This window comes from Brevundimonas sp. 2YAF1, assembly GCF_052114745.1.
Lineage (GTDB): Bacteria > Pseudomonadota > Alphaproteobacteria > Caulobacterales > Caulobacteraceae > Brevundimonas.
Map to the genome: position 1 here is coordinate 135,826 of NZ_JBFRFI010000001.1, position 24,321 is coordinate 160,146.

The window sequence follows — 24,321 nt, forward strand, 5'->3', positions numbered from 1 at the left end:
CAGTCGGCGTCGCTCCTCTCCGGGGCGGCGCCGAAGTCGTCTGAAGCCCCCTCTCAGTCCGAGTCCCACGTGTCCGAAACCAAGCGCGCGCCGATCATGCGCCAGTTCGAGCTGATCGAGGCGGTCAAGGCCTATGACCCGACCGCCGACGAGGCGTTGCTGAACCGCGCCTACGTCTATGCGATGAAGATGCACGGCTCGCAGTTGCGGGCCTCGGGCGATCCCTATTTCGCCCACCCCATCCAGGTTGCGGGCATCCTGACCGACTACAAGCTGGACACCGCGACCATCGTTACGGCCCTGCTGCACGACGTGGTCGAGGACACGTCGGCCACCCGCGACGACATCGCCGCCATGTTCGGCGAAGAGGTCGCGGTCCTAGTCGAGGGCGTGACCAAGCTGTCGCGACTGGAGCTTCAGGCCGAGCACACCCGCCAGGCCGAGAACCTGCGCAAATTTATCCTGGCCATTTCCAAGGATGTGCGGGTGCTGCTGGTCAAGCTGGCCGACCGCCTGCACAACATGCGCACCCTCCAGTACGTCAAGCCGGAGAAGCGCGAGCGCATCAGCCGCGAGACGCTGGAAGTCTATGCGCCCCTGGGCCGCTCCATCGGCATCCACTCCATCGCTTCCGAACTGGAGGAACTGGCGTTCGAGCACCTGAACGCCACGGCCCGCGTCGCCATTCAGCGCCGTCTGGAGGCGCTGAAACTGGAGCACGGCCGCGCCATCGAGGGCGTGTCTCGCGAGATCGAGACTGTGCTGAGCGAGGCCGGCATCACGGCCCACGTCAAGGGACGGGAAAAGACGCCGTATTCGATCTGGCGCAAGCTGCAGCGCAAGTCGGTGGGCTTCTCGTCGCTGTCGGACATCTACGGCTTCCGGGTGATCGTCGAGGCCGAGGACGACTGCTATCGCGCCCTGGGCGTCATCCACCGCGCCTGGCCCATGGTGCCGGAGCGGTTCAAGGACTTCATCTCGACGCCCAAGTCGAACAACTATCGCTCGCTGCACACCACGGTCGTCGGCCCGGGCGGCCTGCGCATCGAGATGCAGATCCGCACCGAAACCATGGACCGCGTGGCCGAGGACGGCGTGGCGGCGCACTGGGCCTACAAGAACCATTCCTACGGCTTCGATCGCGAGGCGATGGAGGCGGACGGCGGGCGCGACCCGCTGCTGAACCTGCGCCATCTGGTTCAGGTCATCGAGCACGGCGAGGGCGGCGAGGACTGGGTCGAGCACGCCAAGCTCGAAATGTATCTGGATCAGGTCTTCGTCTTCACGCCCAAGGGCGCGCTGATCACCCTGCCGCGCGGCGGCATGGCGCTGGACTTCGCCTATGCCGTCCACACCGAGGTCGGCGACACGGCGGTGGGCGTCAAGATCAATGGCGAACTGAAGCCGATGCGCACGGCGCTGCAGAACGGCGACGTGGTCGAGATCATTCGCGGGACCAAGCGCGAGGTGCCGACCGACTGGCGCAGCCTGACGGTCACCGGCCGCGCCCGCTCGGCCATCCGCCGCCACATCCGCACGTCGGAGCGCGATGAGTTCGTGCGTCTGGGCAAGGCGACGCTGGAACAGACGCTGGAGCGGGCCGGCAAGTCTCTGGCCGAGGTTTCACTGAAGCCCGTGCTGGAAACCCACGCCATCGCCTCGGAAGAGGACATGTTCGACGCCATCGGTCGGGGCCGCTTGGCCGCGACCAAGATCGCCGAGACCATGTTCCCGGCGCTGAAGGGCCAACTGAAGGCCGGGCCCGAGCGCAAGCGGATCGGCAATGAACACGCCCGCCTGTTCGTGCGCGGCAGCGGCCTGACGCCCGGCGTCAGCATCCATTTCGGCGCCTGCTGCTCGCCGGTGCCGGGCGACCGCATCGTCGGTATTCTGGAGCCCGACAAGGGGCTGACGGTCCACACCATCGACTGCCAGACCCTGGCCGACTTCGCCGACGACGACTCCGTCTGGCAGGATCTGCAATGGACGCCTCAGGCTGAACAGGATGCGGTGGCTGCGGCCCGTCTGCGCGCCACCATCCGCAATGCGCCCGGCGTGCTGGGGCAGGTGGCGACCATCATCGGCGAGGCCGGCGGCAATATCCTCAACCTGTCGATGGCCCATCGACAGCAGGACTTCTTCGACGTGGACATCGACGTCGAGGTCGAGGACGCCCGTCACGCGACCATGATCATCGCCGCCCTGCGCGCCAATCCATCCGTCGACACCGTGGACCGGGCGCGCGGCTGATCGCCAAGGTTGGCGAGGGGGGACGACATGAGTTCTGAACAGCAAGATCCGTCAAACGCGTCGCAAAAAGCGTCGCCCTCCTATCGTCTGGCCGCGCTGGACCGGGATTTTCTGCTCAGTGACGGGATGCGCGGCGTGCGTTTCCTGATGGAGTATGAAAAGGCCGAAGAGGCCTTGCTGGCCTGGGGCGTACGCTCGACCATCGTGGTGTTCGGCAGCGCCCGCGTGGGCAGGAACGGCGACGGTCGGCACAGCCACTGGTACGAGCAGGCCCGTCGGTTCGGCCATATCGCCTCGGAACGGGGCGGCGCCCTGCACGGCGCGCCGGGCGAGGTGCGCGACAACGTCATCGCCACCGGAGGCGGCCCAGGCATCATGCAGGCGGCCAATCAGGGCGCGCATGAGGCCGGGGCGCCGTCCATCGGCTTCAACATCACCCTGCCGCATGAGCAGGAGCCCAATCCCTGGACCACGCCGGAACTGACCTTTCAGTTCCACTATTTCGCTATGCGCAAGATGCATCTGGCGATGCGGGCCAACGCCCTGGTGGTCTTCCCCGGCGGATTCGGCACGCTGGACGAACTGTTTGAAATCCTGACCCTGCGCCAGACAAACAAGTCGCCGCCCATTCCCATCGTCTTGTTCGACGAGGCTTTTTGGCGCTCGGTGATCAATTTCGACGTCCTGATCGAGCACGGCATGGTCAAGGCGGCGGACATGGCCCTGTTCTCGTTCGCCGACGACGCCGAGACGGTCTGGTCCTGCCTGCTGAAGGGCGGGTTGAAGCCGGGGCAGGATCTGAAGTAGCGGCGGCTTGAGGGGGGGACCCCCAAGGTTTAAGGACGCGGGCATGAACACTGAAGACGTCCTCAACGAATTCCGCGACGCCGGCGCCCTGCGCGAAGGCCATTTCGTCCTGTCGTCGGGCCTGCACAGCCCGGTCTTCCTGCAAAAGAACCTGGTCTTCATGGACGGTCGCCGCTGCGAGCGTCTGTGCAAGGCCCTGGCCGAGAAGATCGTCGCCACGGTCGGCCCGGTGGACGTGGCCATCTCGCCCGCCGTCGGCGGCATCATCCCCGGCTATGAGACGGCGCGGCACTTGAACGTGCGCTCGCTCTACGTCGAGCGCGAAGGCGGCGAGTTCAAGCTGCGCCGCGGCTTCACCGTAGAGCCGGGCGAGAAGGTCGTCATGGTCGAGGACATCGTCACGACGGGCCTGTCGTCGCGCGAGTGCATCGCCGCCATCCAGAAGGCGGGGGGCGAAGTCGTCGCCGCCGCCTGCATCGTCGACCGCTCGGGCGGACGCGCCGACGTGGGCGTGCCGCTGATCGCGTTGGCGACCCTGGACGTGCCGGCCTATCCGGCCGACGCCCTGCCGCCCGAACTGGCCGCACTGCCGGTCGAGGATCCGGGCAGCCGCCGGCTGGCCAAGTAGGAGAGGCGGGATGAAGCGCGAGCGGGTTCGTCTGGGCGTCAACATCGACCACGTCGCCACGGTTCGCAACGCGCGCGGCGGCGCTCATCCCGATCCGGCCCGCGCGGCTGAGGCGGCGCTGGCGGCAGGGGCGGACGGCATCACCGCCCACCTGCGCGAGGATCGCCGCCACATCACCGACGCCGACATCGACGTGCTGACGGCCCTGTGCCGTCGCGCGAACAAGCCACTGAACTTCGAGATGGCCGTCACCGACGAGATGCTGGCCATCGCCCTGCGTCACCGTCCGCACGCCGCCTGCCTGGTGCCTGAGCGGCGCGAGGAGGTCACGACCGAGGGCGGTCTGGCCGTGGCCGGTCATGAGGCGCGCATCGCCCCCGTGGTGAAGGCGCTGACGGACGCCGGAATCCGCGTATCCCTCTTCATCGAGCCGTCTGAAGTCCAGGTCGAGGCCGCTGCCGCCGTGGGCGCACAGGTGGTCGAGTTCCACACCGGCCGCTATTGCCACCTGACCGATCCGGCGGAACGTGCGTTCGAGCTGGACCGCCTTGCCGCCGCCGCCGCCCAGGCCGACATCCTGGGGCTGGAGATCCACGCCGGACATGGCCTGGACTACGCCACCGCCAGCGTCGTTCTGGCCATCCCCGAGATCAAGGAACTCAACATCGGCCACTTCCTGATCGGAGAGGCGGTGTTTGTCGGTCTGGACGCCGCCATCCGCCGGATGCGGGCGGCGATGGACGAAGCCGTCAACGGAGTTGGTCGGTGATCATCGGCGTCGGCGCCGACCTGTCGGACATTCGCCGCATCCAGAAGTCGCTGGATCGGTTCGGCGAACGCTTCAAGCAGCGCTGCTTCACCGAATTGGAACGCACCCGTTCGGACCGCAAGCCGGACCCGGCCTGGAGCTATGCCAAGCGGTTCGCGGCCAAGGAGGCCTGCGCCAAGGCCCTGGGTACCGGCATGCGATCCGACGTCTATTGGCGCGACATGGGGGTGGTGAACCTGAAGTCCGGTCAGCCGACCCTGGCCCTGACCGGCCATGCCGCCGAACACCTGGCGCGACTGGTCCCGCCGGGGCATGAGCCACGCATCCATCTGACCCTCAGCGACGAACACCCGTATGCTCTCGCTTTCGTGGTGATCGAAGCCTTGCCCGAGGCGTAATCAGCGATTACGCCTCGACTATTCCAACCCCGCGTTCGGCGGGGGATTCGAGCAGACCATGAGCGACGACCCCAAGGCGAACGGCGGCGCCGGCAATCCTGCCATAGACCCTGCCGAGCAGCGACCGATCTGGAGCGACGACGGCGACGCTCCCTTCGACATGGGCGACGATCCCGAAGCCCTCGACAGCGACAAGCCGATTTACGCCACGCCGCGTCCCAAGAAAGCCAAACGTGTGAAAAAAGAGAAGTCCGCGAGCAACGAGACGGTTGAGATCATCAAGACCGTCGTCTTCGCACTGCTGATCGCCTTCGTGCTGCGGGTGCTGCTGTTCCAGCCCTTCACCATTCCCTCGGCCTCGATGGAGCCCAATCTCTATGAGGGCGACTACATCGTTGTCTCGAAGTGGTCCTACGGCTATTCGAAACACTCGATCCCGTGGAGCCCGCCGCTGTTCGACGGCCGCGTCCTGGGCAAGGACCCGACGCGCGGCGACATCGTGGTGTTCAAGCTGCCCCGCGACAACAAGACGGACTACATCAAGCGCGTGATCGGCCTGCCGGGCGACAAGGTGCAGATGATCGCCAATCAGCTCTACATCAACGGCGCTCCGGTGAAGGACGTCGTAGTCAGCCGCGCCGAGATGGCCGATATGTTCGGCCCGCGTCCGGTGACCCAGCTGCGCGAGACCCTGCCGAACGGCAAGAGCTTCATGACCCAGGACTTCGGTCCCGGCGGCGATCTGGACGACACCCCGGTCTATGAGGTGCCGGCCGGTCACTTCTTCATGATGGGCGACAACCGCGACAACTCGATCGACAGCCGCGTCGACATGTCGGCCGGCGTGGGCATGGTCCCGGCCGAGAACCTGGTGGGCAAGGCCGAGATCATCATGTTCTCCTGGTCGCCGGGTGCTTCGCTGTTCAATCCGGTCAGCTGGGTCGCCAACCTGCGTCCCAGCCGGTTCTTCAAGATCCTCGATTGATGGCGAATGTTCGGGCCGAGGCAGTCGCCGCGCTCAGGCGCCGGCTGGGCCATGATTTCGCCGATCCGTCGCTGCTGGAGCGCGCCCTGACCCACGCCAGTGTGGGCGAGGGCGCGGGACAGGCCGACGGCCGGCGCCCCGCCGACAACGAGCGGCTGGAGTTCCTGGGCGACCGGGTTCTCGGTCTGCTGGTCGCCGATCGGCTGACGCGGGACTTCCCCTCGGCGGACGAAGGCCAGTTGTCGGCGCGGTTGCACGCCCTAGTGGACAAGAGCGCTTGCGCTCGTGTGGGCGAGCGGCTGGATGTCGGCGCGGCCCTGCGCCTGTCGCCGGGCGAGACCAAGACGGGCGGCCGCAGAAAGGCCGGAGTCATCGCCGATGCTGTCGAGGCTATTCTGGCGGCCGTCTATCGCGACGGCGGCCTGACGGCGGCTAAGGCCATGTTCGACATCGCCTGGGCCGAGGAGTTCGCATCTCCGCCGGCTGCGGCCGTGACCAATCCTAAGTCCGCTCTGCAGGAGTGGGCTCAGGCGCAGGGGCGTCCTCTACCGACCTATCGGGTGGTGGAGCGCACCGGATCAGATCATGCTCCGACCTTCGTGGTCGAAGCGGCGGTGGTCGGCTTCGACCCCGAGAAACAAACAGGACGTTCGCGTCAGGAGGCGGAAAAAGCCGCCGCCATGGCGCTGTTGAAACGAGAAGGCCAAATTTGACCGAGATTCCGAACCCCAACCAGCACGCGGGCTTCGCCGCCATCATTGGCGCGCCCAACGCCGGCAAGTCGACGCTGGTGAACCGGCTGACGGGATCCAAGGTCTCGATCGTCACGCAAAAGGTCCAGACCACGCGCTTCCCCGTGCGTGGCATCGCCATGGAGGGCGACGCCCAGATCGTTCTGGTGGACACGCCCGGCATCTTCACGCCGCGGCGCCGTTTGGACCGGGCCATGGTCGCCTCGGCCTGGGGCGGGGCCCAGGACGCCGACGTGGTGGTCCACTTGATCGACGCCCAGTCGCATATCGACTCCGAAGGCAAGGAAGGCACGGCCGCTGACCGTCGCTCGGCCGAGGACACCGAAACCATCATCGCCAATCTGCAGTCGACAGGGACCAAGGTCATCCTGGCGCTGAATAAGATCGACGGGATGCGCCGCGACACCCTTCTGGCCCTGTCGCAGCGGCTGTTCGAAACTGGCGTCTATAGCGAGGTCTATATGATCTCGGCCCTCAGCGGCGACGGCGTGGAAGACCTGAAGCAGCGCCTGGCGCGTTCCATGCCCGCCGGTCACTGGCTCTATCCCGAAGACCAGTCGGCCGACGTGCCGGTGCGCGTCCTGGCCGCCGAGATCACTCGCGAGAAGGTCTATCTGCGCGTCCACGAGGAACTGCCCTATTCGGCGGCGGTCGAGACGACCTCGTTCGAGGAAAGGGCCGATGGTTCGGCCCGCATCGAACAGACCATCTATGTCGAGCGTGAGAGCCAGCGTCCCATCGTTCTGGGCAAGGGCGGCCAGACCCTGAAATGGATCGGCCAGAAGTCGCGCGAAGAATTGATCGAACTGCTCGACCGCCCCGTCCACCTGTTCCTGACCGTCAAGGTCGACCCCAAATGGCAGGACAGCCGCGCCCTGTACGCTCAGTTCGGGTTGGATTTCGACGTCTAAAAAACGTAGTTAAGTACCGTGTTTGAAGTTCCCACGTCCGCAGGCGGGCGGCCCTGGTTCCTCGGATCCTTGGTCGCCGTCGCCCTGGTTTGCGCCGGCGCCGGCGCCTGGATCGTGCACGCCGTCGCCCCGGAAACTCAGGCGGCGGTTGCGACCAAGGCTCGGCTGCCGGAACGGCCGCCGGTCGAGGTGGTCGAGGCCCTGCCGCAACTGAAGACGCGGCTGGATTATCTGGCCGAGCGCAAGCAGTTCATGGGGGCCATCCTGGTGGCCAAGGGCGATCAGGTCCTGTTCCGCCAGGTCTATGGCAAGGCGAACTATGAGAACGACCAGCCGTTGAAGCTGGACACCCGCTTCCGCCTGGCCTCGGTGTCGAAACAGTTCACCGCCGCCGCCATCCTGAAGCTGCAGGACGAGGGCAAGCTGTCGGTCGACGATCCGATCTGCAAATGGATCGAGCCGTGCCCGGATGCGTGGAAGCCGATCAAGCTGCACCATCTGATGTCGCACACCTCGGGCATTCCCGACCTGATGGCCCAGGCCGAGTGGGGGCGTGTCCGCGTCACCCCGCACACGCCGGACGAACTGACCCAGGCCTCGGCCCGCTATGGTCTGCAGTTCCAGCCGGGGACCAAGATTCGCTACGACAACGCCGCCTTCAACCTGCTGGCGGTCGTGGTGGCCAAGGCCAGCGGCAAGCCGTTCGAGACCTATCTGAACGACGCCGTCCTCAAGCCACTGGGGATGAAGGACACGGGCTCGGACGCCCACGCCGACGCGAAGGGCCTGGCCATGGGCTACGCCAACTTCCCCGGCGGACTAGCGGCCCAGCCAATCGCCAACGTCAGCGTCGTCTTCGGCGCCGGCGCCCTCTATTCGACGCTGGACGACATGCTGGTGTGGAACCGGGCCCTGCATAAGGGCCACGTCCTGAGCCAGAAGTCCTATGCCGACATGGTGGCGGATCATGCGCCGGAGGACACGCCCAAGGAGCGAGGCCGCGCGCACCGCGCCTATGGCTATGGCATCTACGTCAACAGCCTGGGCCGGCAGGTTTCGCCGTCGTTCGACGACAAGCAGATCTATCACACGGGCAGCTGGGCCGGGTTCCGCAACCTGGTCCTGTACCAGCCCGAGGCCGACGTGACCGTGGTGGTCCTGTCCAACAACTACCACCAGCGCGACCTGGTCTTCATGCTGAGCCAGCAGGCCATGGCTGAGGCCCTCGGCCGGCCGTTCCCGACAGGTCTGCACCGCTAGAGGTCATGATTTCCTCCCCATGAAATGGGGAGGTGGCGCGGCGGCGAAGCTGGCGTGACGGAGGGGCCGCCACGTGCCAGGCGCGACCGGGCCCCTCCACCGCTACGCGGTCCCCTCCCCACAGAGTGGGGAGGAAAAGAGCACGCTTTACCCCTTCATCGACCCCGTTTCGATGAAGCGCTGGTGCCACGACAGCGCCTCGCTGAGCAGGTGCGGCGTCTGCAGGCCGTAGGCCCCCTTCAGCGCGCGGGCGTAATAGTCCTTCAGCGCGTCGCGATAATCCGGGTGGGCGCAGTTGGCGATGATGACCTGAGCGCGCTGCTTGGGCGACAGGCCGCGCAGGTCGGCCAGCCCCTGTTCCGTGACGATGACCTGCACGTCCTGGGTGATGTGGTCGACGTGGCTGGCCATGGGCACGATGGCCGAGATCTTGCCGCCCTTGGCCGTCGAGGGGGTGACGAAGCAGGAAATGTAGGCGTTGCGGGCAAAGTCGCCCGACCCGCCGATGCCGTTCTGGATGCGCGAGCCCATGATATGGGTCGAGTTGACGTTGCCGTAGATGTCGGCCTCGATCAGGCCGTTCATGGCGATGCAGCCCAGGCGGCGGATGATCTCCGGGTGGTTCGAGATCTCCTGCGGGCGCAGGATGATCTTGCCGCGGAACTGCTCCATCCGGCTGTTCAGGTCGGCGGCGGCCTCGGGGCTGAGCGAGAAGGCGGTGGCCGAGGCGACGGTCAGCTTGCCCGAGTCCAGCAGGTCCAGCATCCCGTCCTGAAGCACCTCGGTATAGGCGGTCAGGTTCTCGAACGGGCTGTCGGCCAGACCGGCCAAAACGGCGTTGGCGACGTTGCCGACACCCGATTGCAGCGGCAGCAGATGGGCGGGCAGGCGGCCCAGCTTCACTTCGTGCTGCAGGAACTCGATCAAGTGGCCCGCGATGGCCGTGGCGCTGGCGTCCGGCGCGGCGAAGGGCAGGTTGCGGTCGGGCGCATCGGTCTCGACGATGGCGGCGATCTTGGCCGGATCGACGCGGAAGACCGTCTCGCCGATCCGGTCGGTCGGCCGGGTCAGCGGGATCGGCACCCGGTTCGGCGGCAGCGCCGTGCCGTAATAGATGTCGTGCATCCCCTCCAGCGCCGGGTTCTGCCAGTTGTTGACCTCCAGGATGATGCGGTCGGCGCGGTCTAGCCAGGTCTTGTTGTTGCCGATGGAGGACGAGGGGATCAGCGCGCCGTCCTCGCGGATGCCCGAGACCTCGACCACCGCCGTTTCCAGCGGGCCAAGGAAGCCCTGCCAGGCGACGGGCGCCACCTGCGACAGGTGCATGTCGAGATATTCCATCTCGCCCCTGTTGATCTTCTCGCGGGCGATGGGGTCGGAGTTGTAGGGCAGGCGGAACTCGATACCGTCGGCTTTCGCCAACGCGCCGTCCAGTTCCGGCCCCGTCGAGGCGCCGGTCCAGACCTTCAGCCGGAACGGATGGCCCGCCGCGTGCTCGGCTTCGATCCGGGCGGCCAGCGCCATCGGCACGACCTTGGGATAGCCCGAGCCGGTGAAGCCGCTCATGCCCACGGTCGAGTTGGCCGGAATCAGAGCGGCGGCGTCCTGGGCGGACATGATCTTCGACTGCAGGGCGGCGTTGCGGACGCGGGACATCGGAAACCTGACGACGGCGGCCCTGAGGGCTCGGGGAGAGAGACGGACATAGGCGCCGCATCACCCTGATTCCAATACGGCTTTGGTCGTAACGATCCGTGATCACAAAGGCGTCAGCCGCCGGGTTTCCAGTCCGCCGCCGGGTTGGTGTTGATCATCCACGGGATGCCGAACTTGTCTGTCAGAGTGCCGAAGCCGGGGGACCAGAAGGTCGGGGCGAAGGCCATGCCCACCTTGCCGCCTTCGGACAGGGCGTCGAACACCGTCTTGGCCTTGGCGGCGTCGTCGGTGTGATAGGCGACGTCGAAGCCGTTCTTGGGCTTGCCGATGTTCGGCGCGAACTCGGGCGGCATGTCGGCGCCCATGATCGCCTGATCTTCGACCTCCAGCCAGCCGTGCATCAGCCAGTCCTTGTATTTGGGATCGACCGGCATGTCGGGCGGTCCGTCGCCGAAGGGAAAGGCGGCGGTGACCTTGCCGCCCAGAACGCGGGCGTAGAACTCCAGCGCCTCGCGGCACTGGCCCTGGAAGCTGAGACTAGTGACGATCTTCATGGGACCTCTCCTGTTGGCGGGTTGGAGGTCTGAACGCGCGAGAGCGGTGAAGGGCGCCGAAGTTGTCCTTCTCCCCTTGCGGGAGAAGGTGGCCGAGCAGAGCGAGGTCGGATGAGGGGTTGCTGAACAGAAGGTCTGGACTTCCTTTCTTTCAATGTCGCGAGACCCCTCATCCGACCCTGACGGGCCACCTTCTCCCGCAAGGGGAGAAGGAAACATCTTGGGTGCGCTATCGCCCTTCGGGCTGCTTGAGCGCGGACGCCCGCCTCGCGAAATCGCGGGCGGCGGAGGGCTGGGCGGGGCGCCGGGCCTTCGCCCGGAGAGGTTGTAGTTTTACCGTTTCGACGAAGACGCTGCGCCCCGCGCGAAGAGTTGAACATGAGCTCGGGGCAGGCGCCGCTGTTTGCGGCTACCCCCGGCGCCCATGACGGGCAGGCCGCGCGACGACGCGGTCCTGGAACGGTCCGAGTAACCCCCTCGACCCTGACCGGAGCCTCTATGGCGGACGGGTCGAACGCCCCGTCGCTAGGCCCCAGCGGCGTCTTGTCTTGATGCTGTGGCCTATCGCGCTTGCGCGCTACTTGAGGCCACGGAACGACAGTAGAGGCGCCCGCCTCGTTCCCTCGCCCGCAAGGCATCCTGAACCACCCGCCTGATCCATCGCCGCCTTCCGCTGGGTGCTCCCTTGCCCGGCGCGCGCGCCGAGAGGCTGACGGTCCGACAAGACCCCCGTTCTCTCCGCTCCCGCCGCCGCTTCGGTTCGCCGGCCGAGCGAGCCCCCCCTTGCGACGGGACAGGGAAAGCATGGCGCAGGTTGGGGGTGAGGCGAGGTGATGGGGGCTGGCGTTGACGCGATCGCTTGCGGGGTCAGGGATTGGGCGGGGGGATTGTGATGGCTGCACCTTAATACCGCTCACCCCGGCGGACGCCGGGGTCCAGTCCTGGGGTGATAAGCGGGGCGCGTGGGGCTCGCACTGGATCCCGGCGTCCGCCGGGATGAACGGGAAAATGGTGGGGAACCCCTCATCCGTCGGCCTTCGGCCGCCACCTTCTCCCGCAAGGGGAGAAGGGTTTTCAGGATGTAGAAGCCGGCGCTTTCACCTGTACGAGAACAGGACTAGAACATCGGCATGATCACCGCCGCCCTGATGATGCTCCAAGTGTCCGCCGCCCCGGTTCAGGCCGCGCCTGCGCTAGAGGCCGAAGTCTCCCCCGTGAACCGCGTGCTGGACGCCATGCACGCCGCCGCGTCGCGGGCCGACGGCGAGGCCTATTTCGCGACCTTCACGCCGGACGGCCGTTTCATCGGCACCGACGCGGCTGAGCGCTGGAGCCTGCCGGAGTTCCGCGCCTACGCCATGCCCTACTTCTCGCAAGGGCGGGGCTGGACCTATCGCCCGGTGACGCGGACCGTGACCATCGCCCCGATCGACTGCCGCTGCGTCGCCTGGTTCGACGAGGTGCTGGACAATGACGCCTATGGGACCACGCGCGGCTCGGGCGTGCTGCGCCTGACCGAGGGCGGCTGGAAGATCGAGCAATACGTCCTCAGCTTCGCCGTGCCGAACGACAAGGCGCGCGCGGTCGTCGATGTGATCAAGGCCGACTGATGGAGGTTCAGGACGACGCCTTCGTCCTGTCGGCTCGGGCGCATGGCGACACCGGGGCGGTGGTCGAACTGCTGACCGAGCGGCACGGTCGTCGTGCGGCCTACGTCGCCGGCGGGGCGTCGCGCAAGATGCGGCCCTTCCTGCAGGCGGGGGCGCGGGTCGTGGCGGACTTGCGAGCGCGGACGTCGGACCAACTGGGGTCTGCAAGACTGGAGCCGGTGGGCGAGGGGCCCGCGGCCCTGTTCGACGATCCCCTGGCCCTGGTCGGGCTGAACGCCGCGGCCGCCGTGGCGCAAGGCGCTCTGCCCGAGCGCGAGCCGCATCCGGGGGCGTTTCTGGCCTTCGAGGCGATGATGGGGGCGTTCGCGCTGCCCGAGGTCTGGCCCGCTATCTTCGTGCGGTTCGAGGCGGGGCTGCTGGAAGACCTGGGCTTCGGGCTGGACCTGTCGCGCTGCGCCGCCACGGGTTCGATGGAGGACCTGATCTACGTCAGCCCGCGCACCGGCCGCGCCGTCAGCCGCGAGGCGGGCGCGCCCTATGCCGACAAGCTGCTAAACCTGCCGCCCTTCATGCTGGGGGCGCAGGCGGGGTTGGGCGAAGGCGACGTGAAGGCGGGGTTGGAGCTGACTGGGCATTTCCTGGAACAGTTCGTCTTCCACGCCTTGAACAAGCCGCTGCCGCCCGCGCGGGTGTGGATGATCGAACGGCTGGCCGAGGCCGGACGGCTCTAGGATCATTCAGCCGAAGGTGAAGGCGAAGACCTGAGCGCCGGGGTCGAGGAACTCGATGTCGAACGTCCGCGAGCGCACGGGTCCCGACTGGCGCACCAGTTGATACAGGCGCTGACTGTCGATCCGGCCCATACCTTGGGCGTCGATATCCACGCCCGCGTCGGCGCCCGGCGCCTGGCCGTCGATGCGAACGCGGAAGCGCACGGCCTTGCCCATGCTGCTGGGCCCCATGACCAGATGCAGGTCGCGGGCCTTGAAGCGGAAGGCCAGCCGTCCGCCCGCCGTCTGCAGATCGGCGTGTTCGGCGCGCACGATCCAGTCGCCCGACAGGCTCCAGTCGTTCAGTTGCAGCGGCGCGGCCTCATAGGTCTTGCGCACATCGAAGCCGAACCCGCCGGACGAGACGAAATGCTGGGCCCGGGCATAGCCGACATAGGTTTCAGGCGAGGCGACCTCGGCCATGTCGGCGGCGGCCTCGGCGCCCTGGCCCTGTACCTGAACCACGGCCTGATCGACGTTGGCGGCCCCGGCCTCCTTCAGCAGTTGCTGGATGACCCGCTCGGACTGCTCATAGTCGCCCTCGCCAAAGTGATGGTAGCGGATGTTCCCCCTGGCATCGATGAAGTAGTGGGCCGGCCAGTAGTTGTTCTTGAACGCGCGCCAGATGGCGAAGTCGTTGTCCATGGCCACGGGATAGGCGATGCCGAAGCGGCGCACGGCGTCGCGGACATTGGCGGGCGATTTCTCGAAGGCGAACTCGGGCGTGTGGACCCCGATCACCACCAGGCCCTGATCGCGATACTTCTCGGCCCAGGCGCGGACATAGGGAATGCTGCGCACGCAGTTGATGCAGGAGTAGGTCCAGAAATCGACCACCACGACCTTGCCGCGCAGCTGTTCGGTCGTCAGGGGCGGGCTGTTGATCCATTCGGTCGCGCCGGTCAGGGGCGGCATGGCCCCTTCGATAGGCAGGGCATTCAGTGGCGCGGTAGGGGCGTTCATCGGCTGGGCGGCGCCGAAGCGGCTGAGCAGGCTCTGTTCGATCCGGTTGGTGCCGCCGCTGGACAGCCGCGTGAGCAGGCCGGTGTCGAGACCCAGGGCGATGGCGGCGACGCCCATCAGGACCAGAACGCCCAGACCCTTTCGCACCCATTCGCCGACGCCCAGCGACTTCTTCATGGTCTGGAACACCTTGCCGCCGATCAGCAGGGCCAGGGCCAGCGAGGTCGCGGCCCCGGCGGCGTAGGCGACCAGCAGCAGGGTCGTGCCGACGCTGGCTCCCTGAAGCGCCGCGCCCGTCAGGATCAGCCCCAGGATCGGCCCGGCGCAGGGCGCCCACAGCAGGCCGGTCGCCACGCCCAGCAGGAAGGAGGGCCAGACGCCGCCGCCGGATTGCTGTTCCGCGCTGGCCCTTTCGGTCAGGCGCGAGCCGAGCGCCACCAGAGGCCGGGTCAGCCGATCCGCCAGCGACGGAAACACCAGCGTCAGCCCCAGCACCGCCATGACCGCCAGGGCGATCCAGCGCCCGACCTGATTGGCCTGCACCGCCCAGCCGCCGCCGACCGCCGCCAGCGTCGCCACCCCCGCAAAGGTCAGCGCCATGCCCAGCAGCAGGGGCAGGCCGCTTTTCATGAAGGGCTGCCCCGCTCGCGCGAAGACGAAAGGCAGGACCGGCAGGATGCAGGGGCTGAGAATGGTCAGCGCCCCGGCCAGATAGGACAGGAGGATCAGGAGCATGGCGTCGTCCTCGGGCGTTGTCGCCTCGGGTAAAGATACGCCTCAACAGGCCATCTGGATGCAGGGTCTCAGGTTTCCCCGACTTTACCCCCTTCTGATTCCGTCAGTGGGCTAGACTTCCGGCGTCCGATCTCCGATTCGAAAACACATGACCATCCACACTCCGACGCCCGAAGGCGGCCGCATCGTTGAAGAGCCGATGAGCGAGGCGCTGTCCAAGCGCTATCTCGCCTACGCCCTGTCCACGATCACCAACCGGGCGCTGCCCGACGTGCGCGACGGGTTCAAGCCGGTGCACCGCCGCATCATGTACGCCATGCACCAGATGCGGCTGAACCCGCAGGCGGCGGCGCGCAAATGCGCCAAGGTCGTCGGCGAGGTCATGGGCGGTTATCACCCGCACGGCGACGCCTCCATCTATGAAGCCCTGGTCCGCCTGGCCCAGGATTTCGCCCAGCGTTATCCGCTGGTGGACGGGCAGGGCAATTTCGGCAACATCGACGGCGATAGCGCCGCGGCCATGCGCTACACCGAGTGCAAGCTGACGCCCGCCGCCGTCCTGCTGCTGGACGGCATCGATCAGGACTCGGTCGATTTCCGCGCCACCTATGACGATCAGGACGAAGAGCCGGTAGTCCTGCCGGCCGGCTTCCCCAACCTGCTGGCCAATGGCTCGTCGGGCATCGCCGTGGGCATGGCGACCTCGATCCCGCCCCACAATGTCGGTGAACTGATCGACGCCTGCCAGTTGCTGCTGGAACGGCCCGAGGCGACGACCTCGGAACTGGTCCAGATCGTGCCGGGACCGGACTTCCCGACCGGCGGGGTCTCGGTCGAGGGGCACGCCTCCATCCTGGACGCCTATGAGACTGGCCGCGGCGGGGTGCGCCTGCGTGCGCGCTGGGAGACCGAGGACCTGGGGCGCGGCGTCTGGCGCATCATCGTCACCGAGATGCCCTATCAGGTGCAGAAGAGCCGCCTGATCGAGGCCCTGGCCGATTTGATCGAGAACAAGAAGGCGCCGCTTCTGGGCGACGTCCGCGACGAGTCGGCGGAAGACATCCGCCTGATCCTCGAGCCCAAGAACCGCACCATCGAGCCTGAGATGCTGATGGAGAGCCTGTTCAAGCTGTCCGATCTGGAGGTTCGCTTCCCCATCAACATGAACGTGCTGGACGCCGGCGGCACGCCGCGCGTCATGGGGCTCAAGGAATGTCTGCGGGCCTTCCTGGATCACCGTCGCGTGGTGCTGAACCGCCGCAGCCAGTGGCGGATCGAGCGGGTCGAGAAGCGGCTGCACCTGCTGGAAGGCCTGCGTATCGTCTTCCTCAACCTGGACGAGGTGATCCGCATCGTCCGCGAGGAGGAGCAGCCCAAGGCTGTCCTGATCGCGCGCTTCGGCCTGACCGAGCCTCAAGCCGACTACATCCTCGACACCCGTCTGCGTCAGTTGGCGCGGATCGAGGAAATGGCGATCGAGAAGGAATTCAATACCCTGTCCGAGGAACTTGCGGCGCTGAAGGCGTTGACCTCCTCGGAAGGCAAGCAGTGGAAGGCCATTTCCAAGGAGTTGGAGGTCGTCCGTAAGGCGTTGATCTCGCCGCGGCGCACGACCATCGGCGAGGCGGTGGACGCCTCGGCCTTTGTGGCGCCGGAGGCCTTCATCCCGCGCGAAGCCATCACCGTCATTCTGTCGGAACGCGGCTGGATCCGCGCCGCCAAGGGCAAGGTGGAGGACCCGTCGGAGCTGAAGTTCAAGGAAGGCGACAGCCTGGCCTTCCTGGTGCCGACCTTCACGACCGACAAGCTGCTGATCGGGGCCTCAGACGGGCGCATTTTCACCGTCGGCGCCGACAAGCTGGCCTCCGGTCGCGGCCACGGCGAGCCGCTGCGTCTGATGATCGATCTCGACGAAAAGGCCGAGATTATCAATGTGCTGTCGCACGAACCGAATGCGAAGCTTCTGGTGGCGTCCAAGGCCGGTTACGGCTTTGTCGCGCCCGAGAACGAGCTTTTGGCCCAGAAGCGCGGCGGCAAGCAGGTACTGAACGGCGACATGCTGGCCATGCTGCGCGTCACCGGCGACCACGTCGCGACGATCGGCGAGAACATCAAGGCGCTGATCTTCCCCATCGCTGAACTGCCCGAAATGGGCCGTGGCAAGGGCGTGAAGCTGCAGAGCTACAAGCAGGGCGGTTTGGCCGACGTGACGGTGTTCAACGCCGAGGCGGGGCCGGAATGGGCCGACGGCGGCGGCCGCCGCCGCAACTGGCCCGACTGGAAGGACTGGCTGGGCAAACGCGCCGGCGCCGGTCGCCAGGGTCCGCGCGGGATGCGCAAGTTCCGCTGACCTGACCTGTCAGGATTGTCATTAGGCAGGGGGGCTGCGGCCCCCCATATTTCGCCCGAAACTCTGGAGGAGGCCCAATGATCGCTCTGATCATCATCGCCGTCATCGTCGTCGTTCTGCTGTTCGTCGTCGTCGGCGCCTACAACAAGCTGGTGGCGCTGGATCAGTCCGCGAACCAGTCGTTCGCCGACATCGACGTGCAGCTGAAGCAGCGTCAGGACCTGATCCCCAATCTGGTCGAGACGGTGAAGGGCTACGCCACGCATGAGCGCGGCACGCTGGACGCCGTGACCCAGGCCCGCGCCGCCGCCGCGGGGGCCACCACGGTCAACGACAAGGTGCAGGCTGAAAACATGCTGACCGGCGCCCTGGGCCGCCTGTTCGCCGTGTCCGAGGCCTATCCGGACCTGAAGGCCAACGCCAACTTCCAGCAGTTGCAGATGGACCTGTCGGACATCGAGAACAAGCTGGCCGCCGCCCGTCGCTTCTTCAACAATGCGGTCAGCGAGTTCAACGCCGTGCGCCGCCAGTTCCCGACGGTGCTGATCGCCGGGATGTTCGGCTTTGCCTCCGACAAGCCCTTCTTCGACGTGGGCGAGGGCGACCGCGCATCCATGACGGCGGCTCCGCCGACGGTGAAGTTCTAAGCGTTCATGACTGTCTTCGGTCAGGCCGTCGGCCTCAAGACCCATATCTGGAAGAACAATACCCGGTCGGCGATCCTGCTGGCCGGGTTCCCGGTTTTGCTGGTGGGCATCCTGTTCGGCATTCAGGTGCTGATGATGGGCTTCGGCCTGTTGCCCAACTCGGGCGGGACCCTGTCGCAGGATCTGGCTTTGGCCGCCTCCATGCTGGGTTGGACCGTGCCGACGGCGCTGGTCGTCGCCGCCATCTGGTTCGTCATCGCCTATTTCGGCAATCAGGTGATGATCGACGCCATGACCGGCGCGAGGAAGGTCGAGCGTCGGGTCGAGCCTGAGCTCTACAATCTGCTGGAAAACCTCGCCATCTCGCGCGGCCTGCGGACGCCGACGCTGCGGATCATCGAGAGTCCGTCGCTGAACGCCTATGCCTCGGGCCTGCATGAGGGGAACTATAGCGTCACCGTGACGCGCGGCCTGATGCAGACCCTGAGCCGGGACGAGATGGAATGCGTCCTGGCCCACGAACTGACCCACGTCATCAACAAGGACGTGCGGACCATGGTGATCGCCTCGATCTTCGCGGGGATCATCAGCGTGATCGCCGAACTGGTGTTCCGCAGCCTGTTCTACATGCGCGGCGGACGCGGTCGGGACAACAAGAACGCCATGCCCCTGATCCTGATCGGACTGGCCATCGGGGTGATCGGCTTCGGCCTGGCGGCGATCATCCGCATGACCCTGTCGCGGACGCGCGAGTATGTGGCCGATGCCGGGGCAGTCGAGTTGACCAAGAACCCCGACGCCATGATCTCGGCGCTGCGGAAGGTGTCGGGGCATTCGAAGGTCGAGGCCCCCGATGAGCTGCGCAGCATGTTCCTGGACAACACCGCCGACAAGTCGGACTTCGCCGGCCTGTTCGCCACCCACCCGCCGATCGAGAAGCGGATCGCCGCGCTGGTGAAGTTCGCGGGCGGACGGGACGAGGGGCCGTGGGGACCGATGACCGCGCGCGGCGGCACGGCGGTTCCGACAACGTGAGAACCCTTCTCCCCTTGCGGGAGAAGGTGGCCCGTCAGGGCCGGATGAGGGGTCTCTCAACATCGGATGACGGCTGCGCGTTGAACGGCGCGCAACCCCTCATCCGTCAGGCTTCGCCTGCCACCTTCTCCCGCAAGGGGAGAAGGAAGCTAGAGGCGTTCCCACCCCAAGGGCCGCAGCGCTTCCATCGGCCTGAACTTGGCCTTGTAGTCCATCTTGGGCGAGCCCTGGACCCAGTAGCCTAGATAGACATAGGGCAGGCCGACCAGCGTCGCCTGCCGCAGGTGATCCATGATGGCGAACTGGCCCAGGCTGCGGCGCTCCAGTTCCGGGTCGAAGAAGCTGTAGACCATCGACAGGCCGTCATGCAGCAGGTCGGTCAGGCAGACTCCGACCAGATCGCCCGGGCCGTCTTCGGTCGCGGGCAGGCGGTATTCGATCAGGTGGGTGCGGACCGCCGTGTCCTCGACCATGGAGACATAGTCGGACCAGCCCATGTCGCTCATGCCGCCGCCGGGGTGGCGGGCGCTGAGGTAGCGTCGCAGCAGGTCGAACTGCTCCATCGTCGCCTCGGCCTCGACCAGATCACGCGACAGGTCGGCGTTGCGGTTCAGGATCTTGCGCTGCGAGCGTGAGAAGACGAACTCGCCGACCGGGATGCGCACGGATACGCAGGCGGCGCAGGCCTCGCAGGCGGGGCGATAGGCGATGTTCTGGCTGCGGCGGAACCCGGCCTGGGTCAGAGCGTCGTTGACGTCGGCGCCGTCCGAGAAGGGCAGGTTGGCGAAGACCTTCCGCTCGAACTGGCCCGGCAGGTAGGGGCAGGGCGCGTTCGAGGTCATGAAGAACCGAAGCTGCCGGGTCGGAAAATGCTGCGTCACGGCCTCAGGTCCGCTTCCATACTCGTCGGCTGTATCGCGCGGGGTTCACCATGTTCCGATTTGGCGCGCAAGCCGTCGATTTCGCAAGTACCGTGAGAGCGGCGCCCGTCGTCACAGGCTGGTGTCCGTGGGCAGGACCGGCGCTTCGCGCAGCAGGACGATGGCGATACGACGGTTGCCGGCCAGCGAAGGATCGTCGGGATAGAGAGGGTCCGACCCCGCCTTGCCCGCGACCGAATAGACCCGGTCGGCGTTAACGCCTGCGCCCTGGAGCGTCAGGCGCGAGGCGTTGGCGCGCTCGGACGACAGGGTCCAGTCGCCCGCGCCGCTGGCGCGGCTGGAGCCGGCGACGGCGCTGGTGTGGCCGGTGATCGAGATGCGGTTGGGAAGCTGATTGATGACCTTGGCGATGGCGCGCAGCAGCAGTTGGGCGCGCGGGTTGGGGCGGGCGGAACCGTTCTCGAACATCGAGCGGCCTTCCTGATCGACCAGTTGGATGCGCAGACCTTCCGGCGTCTGGTCGATGATCAGCTGTTTCGACAGTTCGGCCAGTTCGGGCATGGCCTGCATGGCCTGACGCAAGCTCTCGGCGGCGCTGGCGAAGTCGGCGGCCTCGCGCTTGGCGATTTCGGCGCGCAGGGCGGCCTCGCTGGCGGCGGCCAGGTTTGAACTCTGGCCGGCTTGCTCCGGCGAATCGGGCGCTTCGGGAGCCAGTTGTTCGATGACGGACATGGAGCCTGAGCCCTTGGCTCCGTCGTCGCCCAGGGCGGTGCCGCCGAGGATGCCGCCGGAACCGGAGGTCGAGGCCGAGACGTTGGCCGGGGCGAAGTACTCGGCGATGCCGCGCTTCTGCTCGGGGTCGGTCGTGTTGATCAGCCACATCAGCAGGAAGAAGGCCATCATGGCGGTCACGAAGTCTGCATAGGCGACCTTCCACGCGCCGCCGTGGTGGCCGCCGGCGACCACCTTCTTCACCTTCTTGATGAGGATCGGGCGATCGCTCGCGGACATGGGCAGGCCAATCTTAACGTCGTTCGTTAGTCGTGAATCCCACGTGGCCGTTAAGAAGCGGTTGCGGCGCGGTCGTTTCCGGGACTCGGTCTTGCCCGGCGGCGGCCCACGGCTTAGGTCAGGCCTGTGTCCGGGTCCTCATCTCCTTCCGAATTCGACGCCAAGGCCTATCGCAAGGCGCTGGGCGGTTTCGCCACCGGCGTCTGCGTGGTGACGGCCCATACGGCCGAGGGGCCGCTGGGCATTACGGTCAACAGCTTCACCTCGGTGTCGCTGGACCCGCCGCTGGTGCTGTGGTGCATGGACATCAAGTCGGACCGCCATGACGCCTTCGCCGGGGCCGAGCGCTTCGCCGTTCACATGCTGCCAGTCGAGGATCAGGCCATGTCGGACCGCTTCGCCTGGGGCGTCTGCACCCTGTCGGACGACGAGTTCGAGGTCGGCGATCCCGCCCCGCCGCGCCTGCGCAACGCCGTGACGCGGCTGGACTGCCTGACCCACGACCGCATCGTCATGGGCGACCACCTGGTCATTGTCGGGCGGGTCGAGGCGTTTGACACCCATCCCGGCGACGCCCTGACCTATTTCCGGGGGAAGTATGGGCAGGCGGTCGATCCGACGGCGTGACCTGAGCCTTCTCCATATGAGGGAGAAGGTGGCAGGCGAAGCCTGACGGATGAGGGGTGCCAGGAAATTCGCACACGCCCTCATGTTTTGCGTCGCGCTGACACCCCTCATCCGAGCCCTTCGGGCCCACCTTCTCCCTCAAGGGGAGAAGGAAGATCTAGCCCAGCAGCCGCGCGGCTTTCGGCGCAAAGTAGCTGAGCACGCCGGAGGCGCCGGCGCGCTTGAAGGCGTGGAGGGTTTCCAGGATGGCGCGGTCTTCCTCCAGCCAGCCGTTGGCGATGGAGGCTTGCATCATCGCGTATTCGCCGGACACCTGATAGGCGAAGGTCGGAATCTTGAAGGTGTCGGAAACCAGCCGGACAATGTCGAGATAGGGCAGGCCCGGCTTGACGATCAGGGCGTCGGCGCCTTCGGAAATGTCCATCGCCACCTCGCGCAGCGCCTCGTCGGCGTTGGCGTAGTCCATCTGATAGGTCTTCTTGTCGCCGGTCAGCGACTTGGACGAGCCCACGGCGTCGCGATAGGGGCCGTAGAAGCTCGAGGCGTATTTGGCGGCGTAGCTGATGATCAGCGTGTCCGGCAGGCCGTTGGCTTCCAAGGCTTCGCGGATGGCCTGGACCCGGCCGTCCATCATGTCGGACGGGGCGACGGCGTCGGCGCCCGCGTGGGCGTGGATGAAGGCCTGTTCCACCAGACGTTCGATGCTGGCGTCGTTGAGGATACAGCCGTTCTCCACGACGCCGTCGTGGCCGTGGTCGGTGTAGCAGTCCAGAGCGACGTCGGTCATGACGCCGATCTCGGGCGCGGCGTCCTTGATGGCCTTGATGCAGTCGGGGATCAGGCCGTCGGGGTCGCTGGCGGCGGTGCCGATGCTGTCCTTGATGGCGCCGTCCACGTTCGGGAACAGGGCGATCATGGGGATGCCCAGATCGCGGGCCTCGACGGCGGCCTTGGCGGCTTCCTTGGGTGACAGGCGGAAGACGCCCGGCATGGAGGCGACGGCCTGCCGGTCCTCGGACCCGTCATGGACGATGATCGGCCAGATCAGGTCGGCCGGCGTCAGGGTTGTCTCGGCGACGAGACGGCGCACCCAGGGCTGCGAGCGCAGGCGGCGCGGACGGGCGTAGGGGAAGGCGGCAGGAGCAAAGGGCAGGGTCATGCAGGGCTCATAGTCCGGTAGGCGGAGCAGGGAAACGGCCTTGGGGGTCGCATATCGGACCTCGGCCGCGAAAAAACAGAGTCCAATTCGTCTGAATAGTCTGAAATCGGCGCCGGCAAAGACTCGTCATTCTCGGCCTTGTGCCGAGAATCCAGAACCACGACGGTTGATGTGCGATCGCGGCGCAACCTTCTCTCGAGGTGGAGTGTCTGGATCCCCGGGACAGGCCCGGGGATGACGGATAGGGGAGCGCTAGCACGCGCATGCGTCATGCGCGGACACAGAGTGACGTTTTCGACAGGGTGACGTTTCGCGGGCGCTTGGATAGAAGCAGCAAGAACGCCCCGTCAGAGGGCAGGCCAGAGTCGGGAGTATAGATCATGGACTTCGCCCTCAACGACGACCAGCGCGCGATTCAGGACGCAGCGCGGGCCTTCGCCGACGCCGAGCTGGCGCCGCATTCGGCGCGCTGGGATGAGGACAAGCATTTCCCGGTCGACGTGATGAAGTCGGCGGCCGAGATGGGCTTCTGCGGCATCTATACGGGTGAAGAGCACGGCGGGATGGCGCTGGGGCGGGTCGAGGCGGCGCTGATCTTTGAGGAGCTGTCGCGCGGGGACGTGGCGACGGCGGCCTTCATCTCGATCCACAACATGGCGACGTGGATGATCGACAAGTTCGGCTCGGCCGATCTGCGGTCGCGCTTCGTGCCGTCGCTGGTGACGATGGACAAGATCGCCAGCTATTGCTTGACCGAACCGGGCTCGGGGTCGGACGCGGCGGCGCTGCGGACCACGGCGGTGCGCGACGGCGATCATTTCGTCCTGAACGGGTCCAAGGCCTTCATCTCGGGCGCGGGGACATCCGACGTCTATGTCGTCATGGTCCGCACGGGCGGAGAGGGCGCCAAGGGGATCAGCGCCGTGGTGGTCGAGGCGGGGACGCCCGGCCTTTCGTTCGGCGCGCAGGAAAAGAAGATGGGCTGGAACGCCCAGCCGACGGCCATTGTCCAGTTCGACGACTGCCGTATTCCGGTGGCCAACCTGCTGGGCGAAGAGGGCGCGGGCTTCAAATACGCCATGGCCGGTCTGGACGGCGGACGCCTGAACATCGCCGCCTGTTCGCTGGGCGGGGCGCGGCTGGCGCTGGAGACGGCGCAGGACTACGTCGCCACGCGCAAGCAGTTCGGACAGGCCATCGGCCAGTTCCAGGCCCTGCAATTCCGGCTGGCCGACATGGCGACGGACCTGGAGGCGGCGCGCCTGATGGTGCTGCGCGGGGCCTGGGCCATCGACAACGACCATCCGGAGAAGACCAAGTGGTGCGCCATGGCCAAGCGGCTGGCCACCGACGCCTGTTTCCAGATTGCTGACGAGGCGCTGCAGATCCACGGCGGCTATGGCTATCTGAAGGACTATCCGCTGGAGCGGATCGTGCGCGACCTGCGGGTGCACCGCATCCTGGAAGGGACGAATGAGATCATGCGGGTGATCATCGCGCGGGAGTTGGCGCGGGGGTAGTGGCGGACTCCGCTGAATTCGGATATTCTGACCATTGTAGTCA

22 protein-coding genes are annotated in these 24,321 nt (G+C 66.6%); 16 read left to right on the forward strand and 6 right to left on the reverse strand.

What is annotated here, in order from left to right; all coding sequences use genetic code 11:
• Positions 1-183 precede the first annotated feature (183 nt).
• From AB4Y68_RS00620 to AB4Y68_RS00660, 9 genes are all read left to right on the forward strand, one after another.
• Complete coding sequence (locus AB4Y68_RS00620; RefSeq protein ID WP_441453795.1) at positions 184-2,250, forward strand: RelA/SpoT family protein; 2,067 nt, start codon at positions 184-186, stop codon at positions 2,248-2,250.
• Positions 2,251-2,277: 27 nt separating this feature from the next.
• Positions 2,278-3,057, forward strand: a complete 780-nt coding sequence (locus AB4Y68_RS00625) for a TIGR00730 family Rossman fold protein (protein ID WP_441453133.1) — start codon at positions 2,278-2,280, stop codon at positions 3,055-3,057.
• 43 nt (positions 3,058-3,100) lie between these two features.
• Positions 3,101-3,685, forward strand: a complete 585-nt coding sequence (gene pyrE / locus AB4Y68_RS00630; RefSeq protein ID WP_441453134.1) for an orotate phosphoribosyltransferase — start codon at positions 3,101-3,103, stop codon at positions 3,683-3,685.
• 10 nt (positions 3,686-3,695) lie between these two features.
• The gene (locus AB4Y68_RS00635) at positions 3,696-4,454 is read left to right on the forward strand and encodes a pyridoxine 5'-phosphate synthase (protein WP_441453136.1); all 759 of its coding nucleotides are present in this window, start codon (positions 3,696-3,698) and stop codon (positions 4,452-4,454) included.
• On the forward strand, positions 4,451-4,852 hold the full coding sequence (acpS, locus tag AB4Y68_RS00640) for a holo-ACP synthase (RefSeq protein WP_441453138.1): 402 nt from the start codon (positions 4,451-4,453) through the stop codon (positions 4,850-4,852). The genes AB4Y68_RS00635 and acpS overlap by 4 nt, the downstream gene beginning before the upstream one ends.
• 58 nt (positions 4,853-4,910) lie before the next feature.
• Entirely contained in the window at positions 4,911-5,837 is a 927-nt protein-coding gene (gene lepB, locus AB4Y68_RS00645) for a signal peptidase I (RefSeq protein ID WP_441453140.1), read from the forward strand.
• Positions 5,837-6,550, forward strand: coding sequence for a ribonuclease III (gene rnc, locus AB4Y68_RS00650; protein ID WP_441453142.1), 714 nt, complete (start codon positions 5,837-5,839; stop codon positions 6,548-6,550). The genes lepB and rnc overlap by 1 nt, the downstream gene beginning before the upstream one ends.
• Positions 6,547-7,500 (forward strand): GTPase Era, encoded by a 954-nt coding sequence (era, locus tag AB4Y68_RS00655; protein ID WP_441453144.1) that lies wholly within the window; start codon positions 6,547-6,549, stop codon positions 7,498-7,500. The genes rnc and era overlap by 4 nt, the downstream gene beginning before the upstream one ends.
• 69 nt (positions 7,501-7,569) lie before the next feature.
• Positions 7,570-8,760, forward strand: coding sequence for a serine hydrolase domain-containing protein (locus AB4Y68_RS00660; protein ID WP_441453145.1), 1,191 nt, complete (start codon positions 7,570-7,572; stop codon positions 8,758-8,760).
• A gap of 147 nt (positions 8,761-8,907) precedes the next feature.
• On the opposite strand, the gene AB4Y68_RS00665 is transcribed toward AB4Y68_RS00660, so the two are convergent.
• Together AB4Y68_RS00665 and AB4Y68_RS00670 are read right to left on the reverse strand one after the other, a co-directional pair.
• Positions 8,908-10,416 (reverse strand): acetyl-CoA hydrolase/transferase family protein, encoded by a 1,509-nt coding sequence (locus tag AB4Y68_RS00665; protein ID WP_441453147.1) that lies wholly within the window; start codon positions 10,414-10,416, stop codon positions 8,908-8,910.
• Positions 10,417-10,529: 113 nt separating this feature from the next.
• Positions 10,530-10,970 (reverse strand): VOC family protein, encoded by a 441-nt coding sequence (locus AB4Y68_RS00670; RefSeq protein WP_441453149.1) that lies wholly within the window; start codon positions 10,968-10,970, stop codon positions 10,530-10,532.
• A 1,130-nt stretch (positions 10,971-12,100) separates the two neighbouring features.
• Between AB4Y68_RS00670 and AB4Y68_RS00675 the strand changes: the two genes are divergently transcribed.
• Together AB4Y68_RS00675 and recO are read left to right on the forward strand one after the other, a co-directional pair.
• On the forward strand, positions 12,101-12,580 hold the full coding sequence (locus AB4Y68_RS00675) for a nuclear transport factor 2 family protein (RefSeq protein ID WP_441453150.1): 480 nt from the start codon (positions 12,101-12,103) through the stop codon (positions 12,578-12,580).
• Entirely contained in the window at positions 12,580-13,311 is a 732-nt protein-coding gene (gene recO, locus AB4Y68_RS00680) for a DNA repair protein RecO (RefSeq protein WP_441453152.1), read from the forward strand. The genes AB4Y68_RS00675 and recO overlap by 1 nt, the downstream gene beginning before the upstream one ends.
• Positions 13,312-13,317: 6 nt before the next feature.
• Here the strand turns inward: recO and AB4Y68_RS00685 are convergent, their stop codons facing one another.
• Positions 13,318-15,048: a cytochrome c biogenesis protein DipZ gene (locus tag AB4Y68_RS00685; protein ID WP_441453154.1), complete on the reverse strand. Its 1,731-nt coding sequence runs from the start codon at positions 15,046-15,048 to the stop codon at positions 13,318-13,320.
• Between the two features lie 148 nt (positions 15,049-15,196).
• Here AB4Y68_RS00685 and parC point away from each other — a divergent pair, with 148 nt between their 5' ends.
• The 3 genes from parC to AB4Y68_RS00700 all read left to right on the forward strand — a co-directional run bounded on the left by parC (position 15,197) and on the right by AB4Y68_RS00700 (position 19,080).
• A complete protein-coding gene (gene parC, locus AB4Y68_RS00690; RefSeq protein WP_441453155.1) occupies positions 15,197-17,398 on the forward strand; it encodes a DNA topoisomerase IV subunit A in 2,202 nt (733 codons plus the stop codon).
• A 77-nt stretch (positions 17,399-17,475) separates the two neighbouring features.
• Positions 17,476-18,045 (forward strand): LemA family protein, encoded by a 570-nt coding sequence (locus AB4Y68_RS00695; RefSeq protein WP_441453157.1) that lies wholly within the window; start codon positions 17,476-17,478, stop codon positions 18,043-18,045.
• A 6-nt stretch (positions 18,046-18,051) separates the two neighbouring features.
• Complete coding sequence (locus AB4Y68_RS00700) at positions 18,052-19,080, forward strand: M48 family metallopeptidase (protein ID WP_441453159.1); 1,029 nt, start codon at positions 18,052-18,054, stop codon at positions 19,078-19,080.
• A gap of 149 nt (positions 19,081-19,229) precedes the next feature.
• Here the strand turns inward: AB4Y68_RS00700 and AB4Y68_RS00705 are convergent, their stop codons facing one another.
• Complete coding sequence (locus tag AB4Y68_RS00705) at positions 19,230-19,961, reverse strand: arginyltransferase (protein WP_441453161.1); 732 nt, start codon at positions 19,959-19,961, stop codon at positions 19,230-19,232.
• Between the two features lie 111 nt (positions 19,962-20,072).
• Positions 20,073-20,972: a flagellar motor protein MotB gene (locus AB4Y68_RS00710; RefSeq protein WP_441453162.1), complete on the reverse strand. Its 900-nt coding sequence runs from the start codon at positions 20,970-20,972 to the stop codon at positions 20,073-20,075.
• 126 nt (positions 20,973-21,098) lie between these two features.
• Here AB4Y68_RS00710 and AB4Y68_RS00715 point away from each other — a divergent pair, with 126 nt between their 5' ends.
• Positions 21,099-21,599 carry a flavin reductase family protein gene (locus tag AB4Y68_RS00715; protein WP_441453163.1) on the forward strand — a complete coding sequence of 167 codons (501 nt, stop codon included), beginning with the start codon at positions 21,099-21,101 and terminating at the stop codon, positions 21,597-21,599.
• A 157-nt stretch (positions 21,600-21,756) separates the two neighbouring features.
• Here AB4Y68_RS00715 and hemB read toward each other — a convergent pair whose 3' ends face one another.
• Positions 21,757-22,758: a porphobilinogen synthase gene (gene hemB, locus AB4Y68_RS00720; RefSeq protein ID WP_441453165.1), complete on the reverse strand. Its 1,002-nt coding sequence runs from the start codon at positions 22,756-22,758 to the stop codon at positions 21,757-21,759.
• A gap of 380 nt (positions 22,759-23,138) precedes the next feature.
• Between hemB and AB4Y68_RS00725 the strand changes: the two genes are divergently transcribed.
• Positions 23,139-24,278: an isobutyryl-CoA dehydrogenase gene (locus tag AB4Y68_RS00725; protein WP_441453166.1), complete on the forward strand. Its 1,140-nt coding sequence runs from the start codon at positions 23,139-23,141 to the stop codon at positions 24,276-24,278.
• The last annotated feature ends 43 nt before the right edge of the window (positions 24,279-24,321 follow it).

Excerpts from the sequence above, each read along its gene's own strand:
- rnc (WP_441453142.1), top strand. The coding sequence starts at position 5,837 with ATGGCGAATGTTCGGGCCGAGGCAGTCGCCGCGCTCAGGCGCCGGCTG.
- AB4Y68_RS00675 (WP_441453150.1), top strand. The coding sequence starts at position 12,101 with ATGATCACCGCCGCCCTGATGATGCTCCAAGTGTCCGCCGCCCCGGTT.
- AB4Y68_RS00710 (WP_441453162.1), bottom strand. The coding sequence starts at position 20,972 with ATGTCCGCGAGCGATCGCCCGATCCTCATCAAGAAGGTGAAGAAGGTG.
- pyrE (WP_441453134.1), top strand. The coding sequence starts at position 3,101 with ATGAACACTGAAGACGTCCTCAACGAATTCCGCGACGCCGGCGCCCTG.
- AB4Y68_RS00665 (WP_441453147.1), bottom strand. The coding sequence starts at position 10,416 with ATGTCCCGCGTCCGCAACGCCGCCCTGCAGTCGAAGATCATGTCCGCC.
- lepB (WP_441453140.1), top strand. The coding sequence starts at position 4,911 with ATGAGCGACGACCCCAAGGCGAACGGCGGCGCCGGCAATCCTGCCATA.
- AB4Y68_RS00685 (WP_441453154.1), bottom strand. The coding sequence starts at position 15,048 with ATGCTCCTGATCCTCCTGTCCTATCTGGCCGGGGCGCTGACCATTCTC.
- parC (WP_441453155.1), top strand. The coding sequence starts at position 15,197 with ATGACCATCCACACTCCGACGCCCGAAGGCGGCCGCATCGTTGAAGAG.
- recO (WP_441453152.1), top strand. The coding sequence starts at position 12,580 with ATGGAGGTTCAGGACGACGCCTTCGTCCTGTCGGCTCGGGCGCATGGC.
- hemB (WP_441453165.1), bottom strand. The coding sequence starts at position 22,758 with ATGACCCTGCCCTTTGCTCCTGCCGCCTTCCCCTACGCCCGTCCGCGC.
- AB4Y68_RS00670 (WP_441453149.1), bottom strand. The coding sequence starts at position 10,970 with ATGAAGATCGTCACTAGTCTCAGCTTCCAGGGCCAGTGCCGCGAGGCG.
- AB4Y68_RS00620 (WP_441453795.1), top strand. The coding sequence starts at position 184 with ATGAAGATGCACGGCTCGCAGTTGCGGGCCTCGGGCGATCCCTATTTC.
- AB4Y68_RS00635 (WP_441453136.1), top strand. The coding sequence starts at position 3,696 with ATGAAGCGCGAGCGGGTTCGTCTGGGCGTCAACATCGACCACGTCGCC.
- AB4Y68_RS00725 (WP_441453166.1), top strand. The coding sequence starts at position 23,139 with ATGGACTTCGCCCTCAACGACGACCAGCGCGCGATTCAGGACGCAGCG.
- AB4Y68_RS00625 (WP_441453133.1), top strand. The coding sequence starts at position 2,278 with ATGAGTTCTGAACAGCAAGATCCGTCAAACGCGTCGCAAAAAGCGTCG.
- AB4Y68_RS00695 (WP_441453157.1), top strand. The coding sequence starts at position 17,476 with ATGATCGCTCTGATCATCATCGCCGTCATCGTCGTCGTTCTGCTGTTC.
- AB4Y68_RS00700 (WP_441453159.1), top strand. The coding sequence starts at position 18,052 with ATGACTGTCTTCGGTCAGGCCGTCGGCCTCAAGACCCATATCTGGAAG.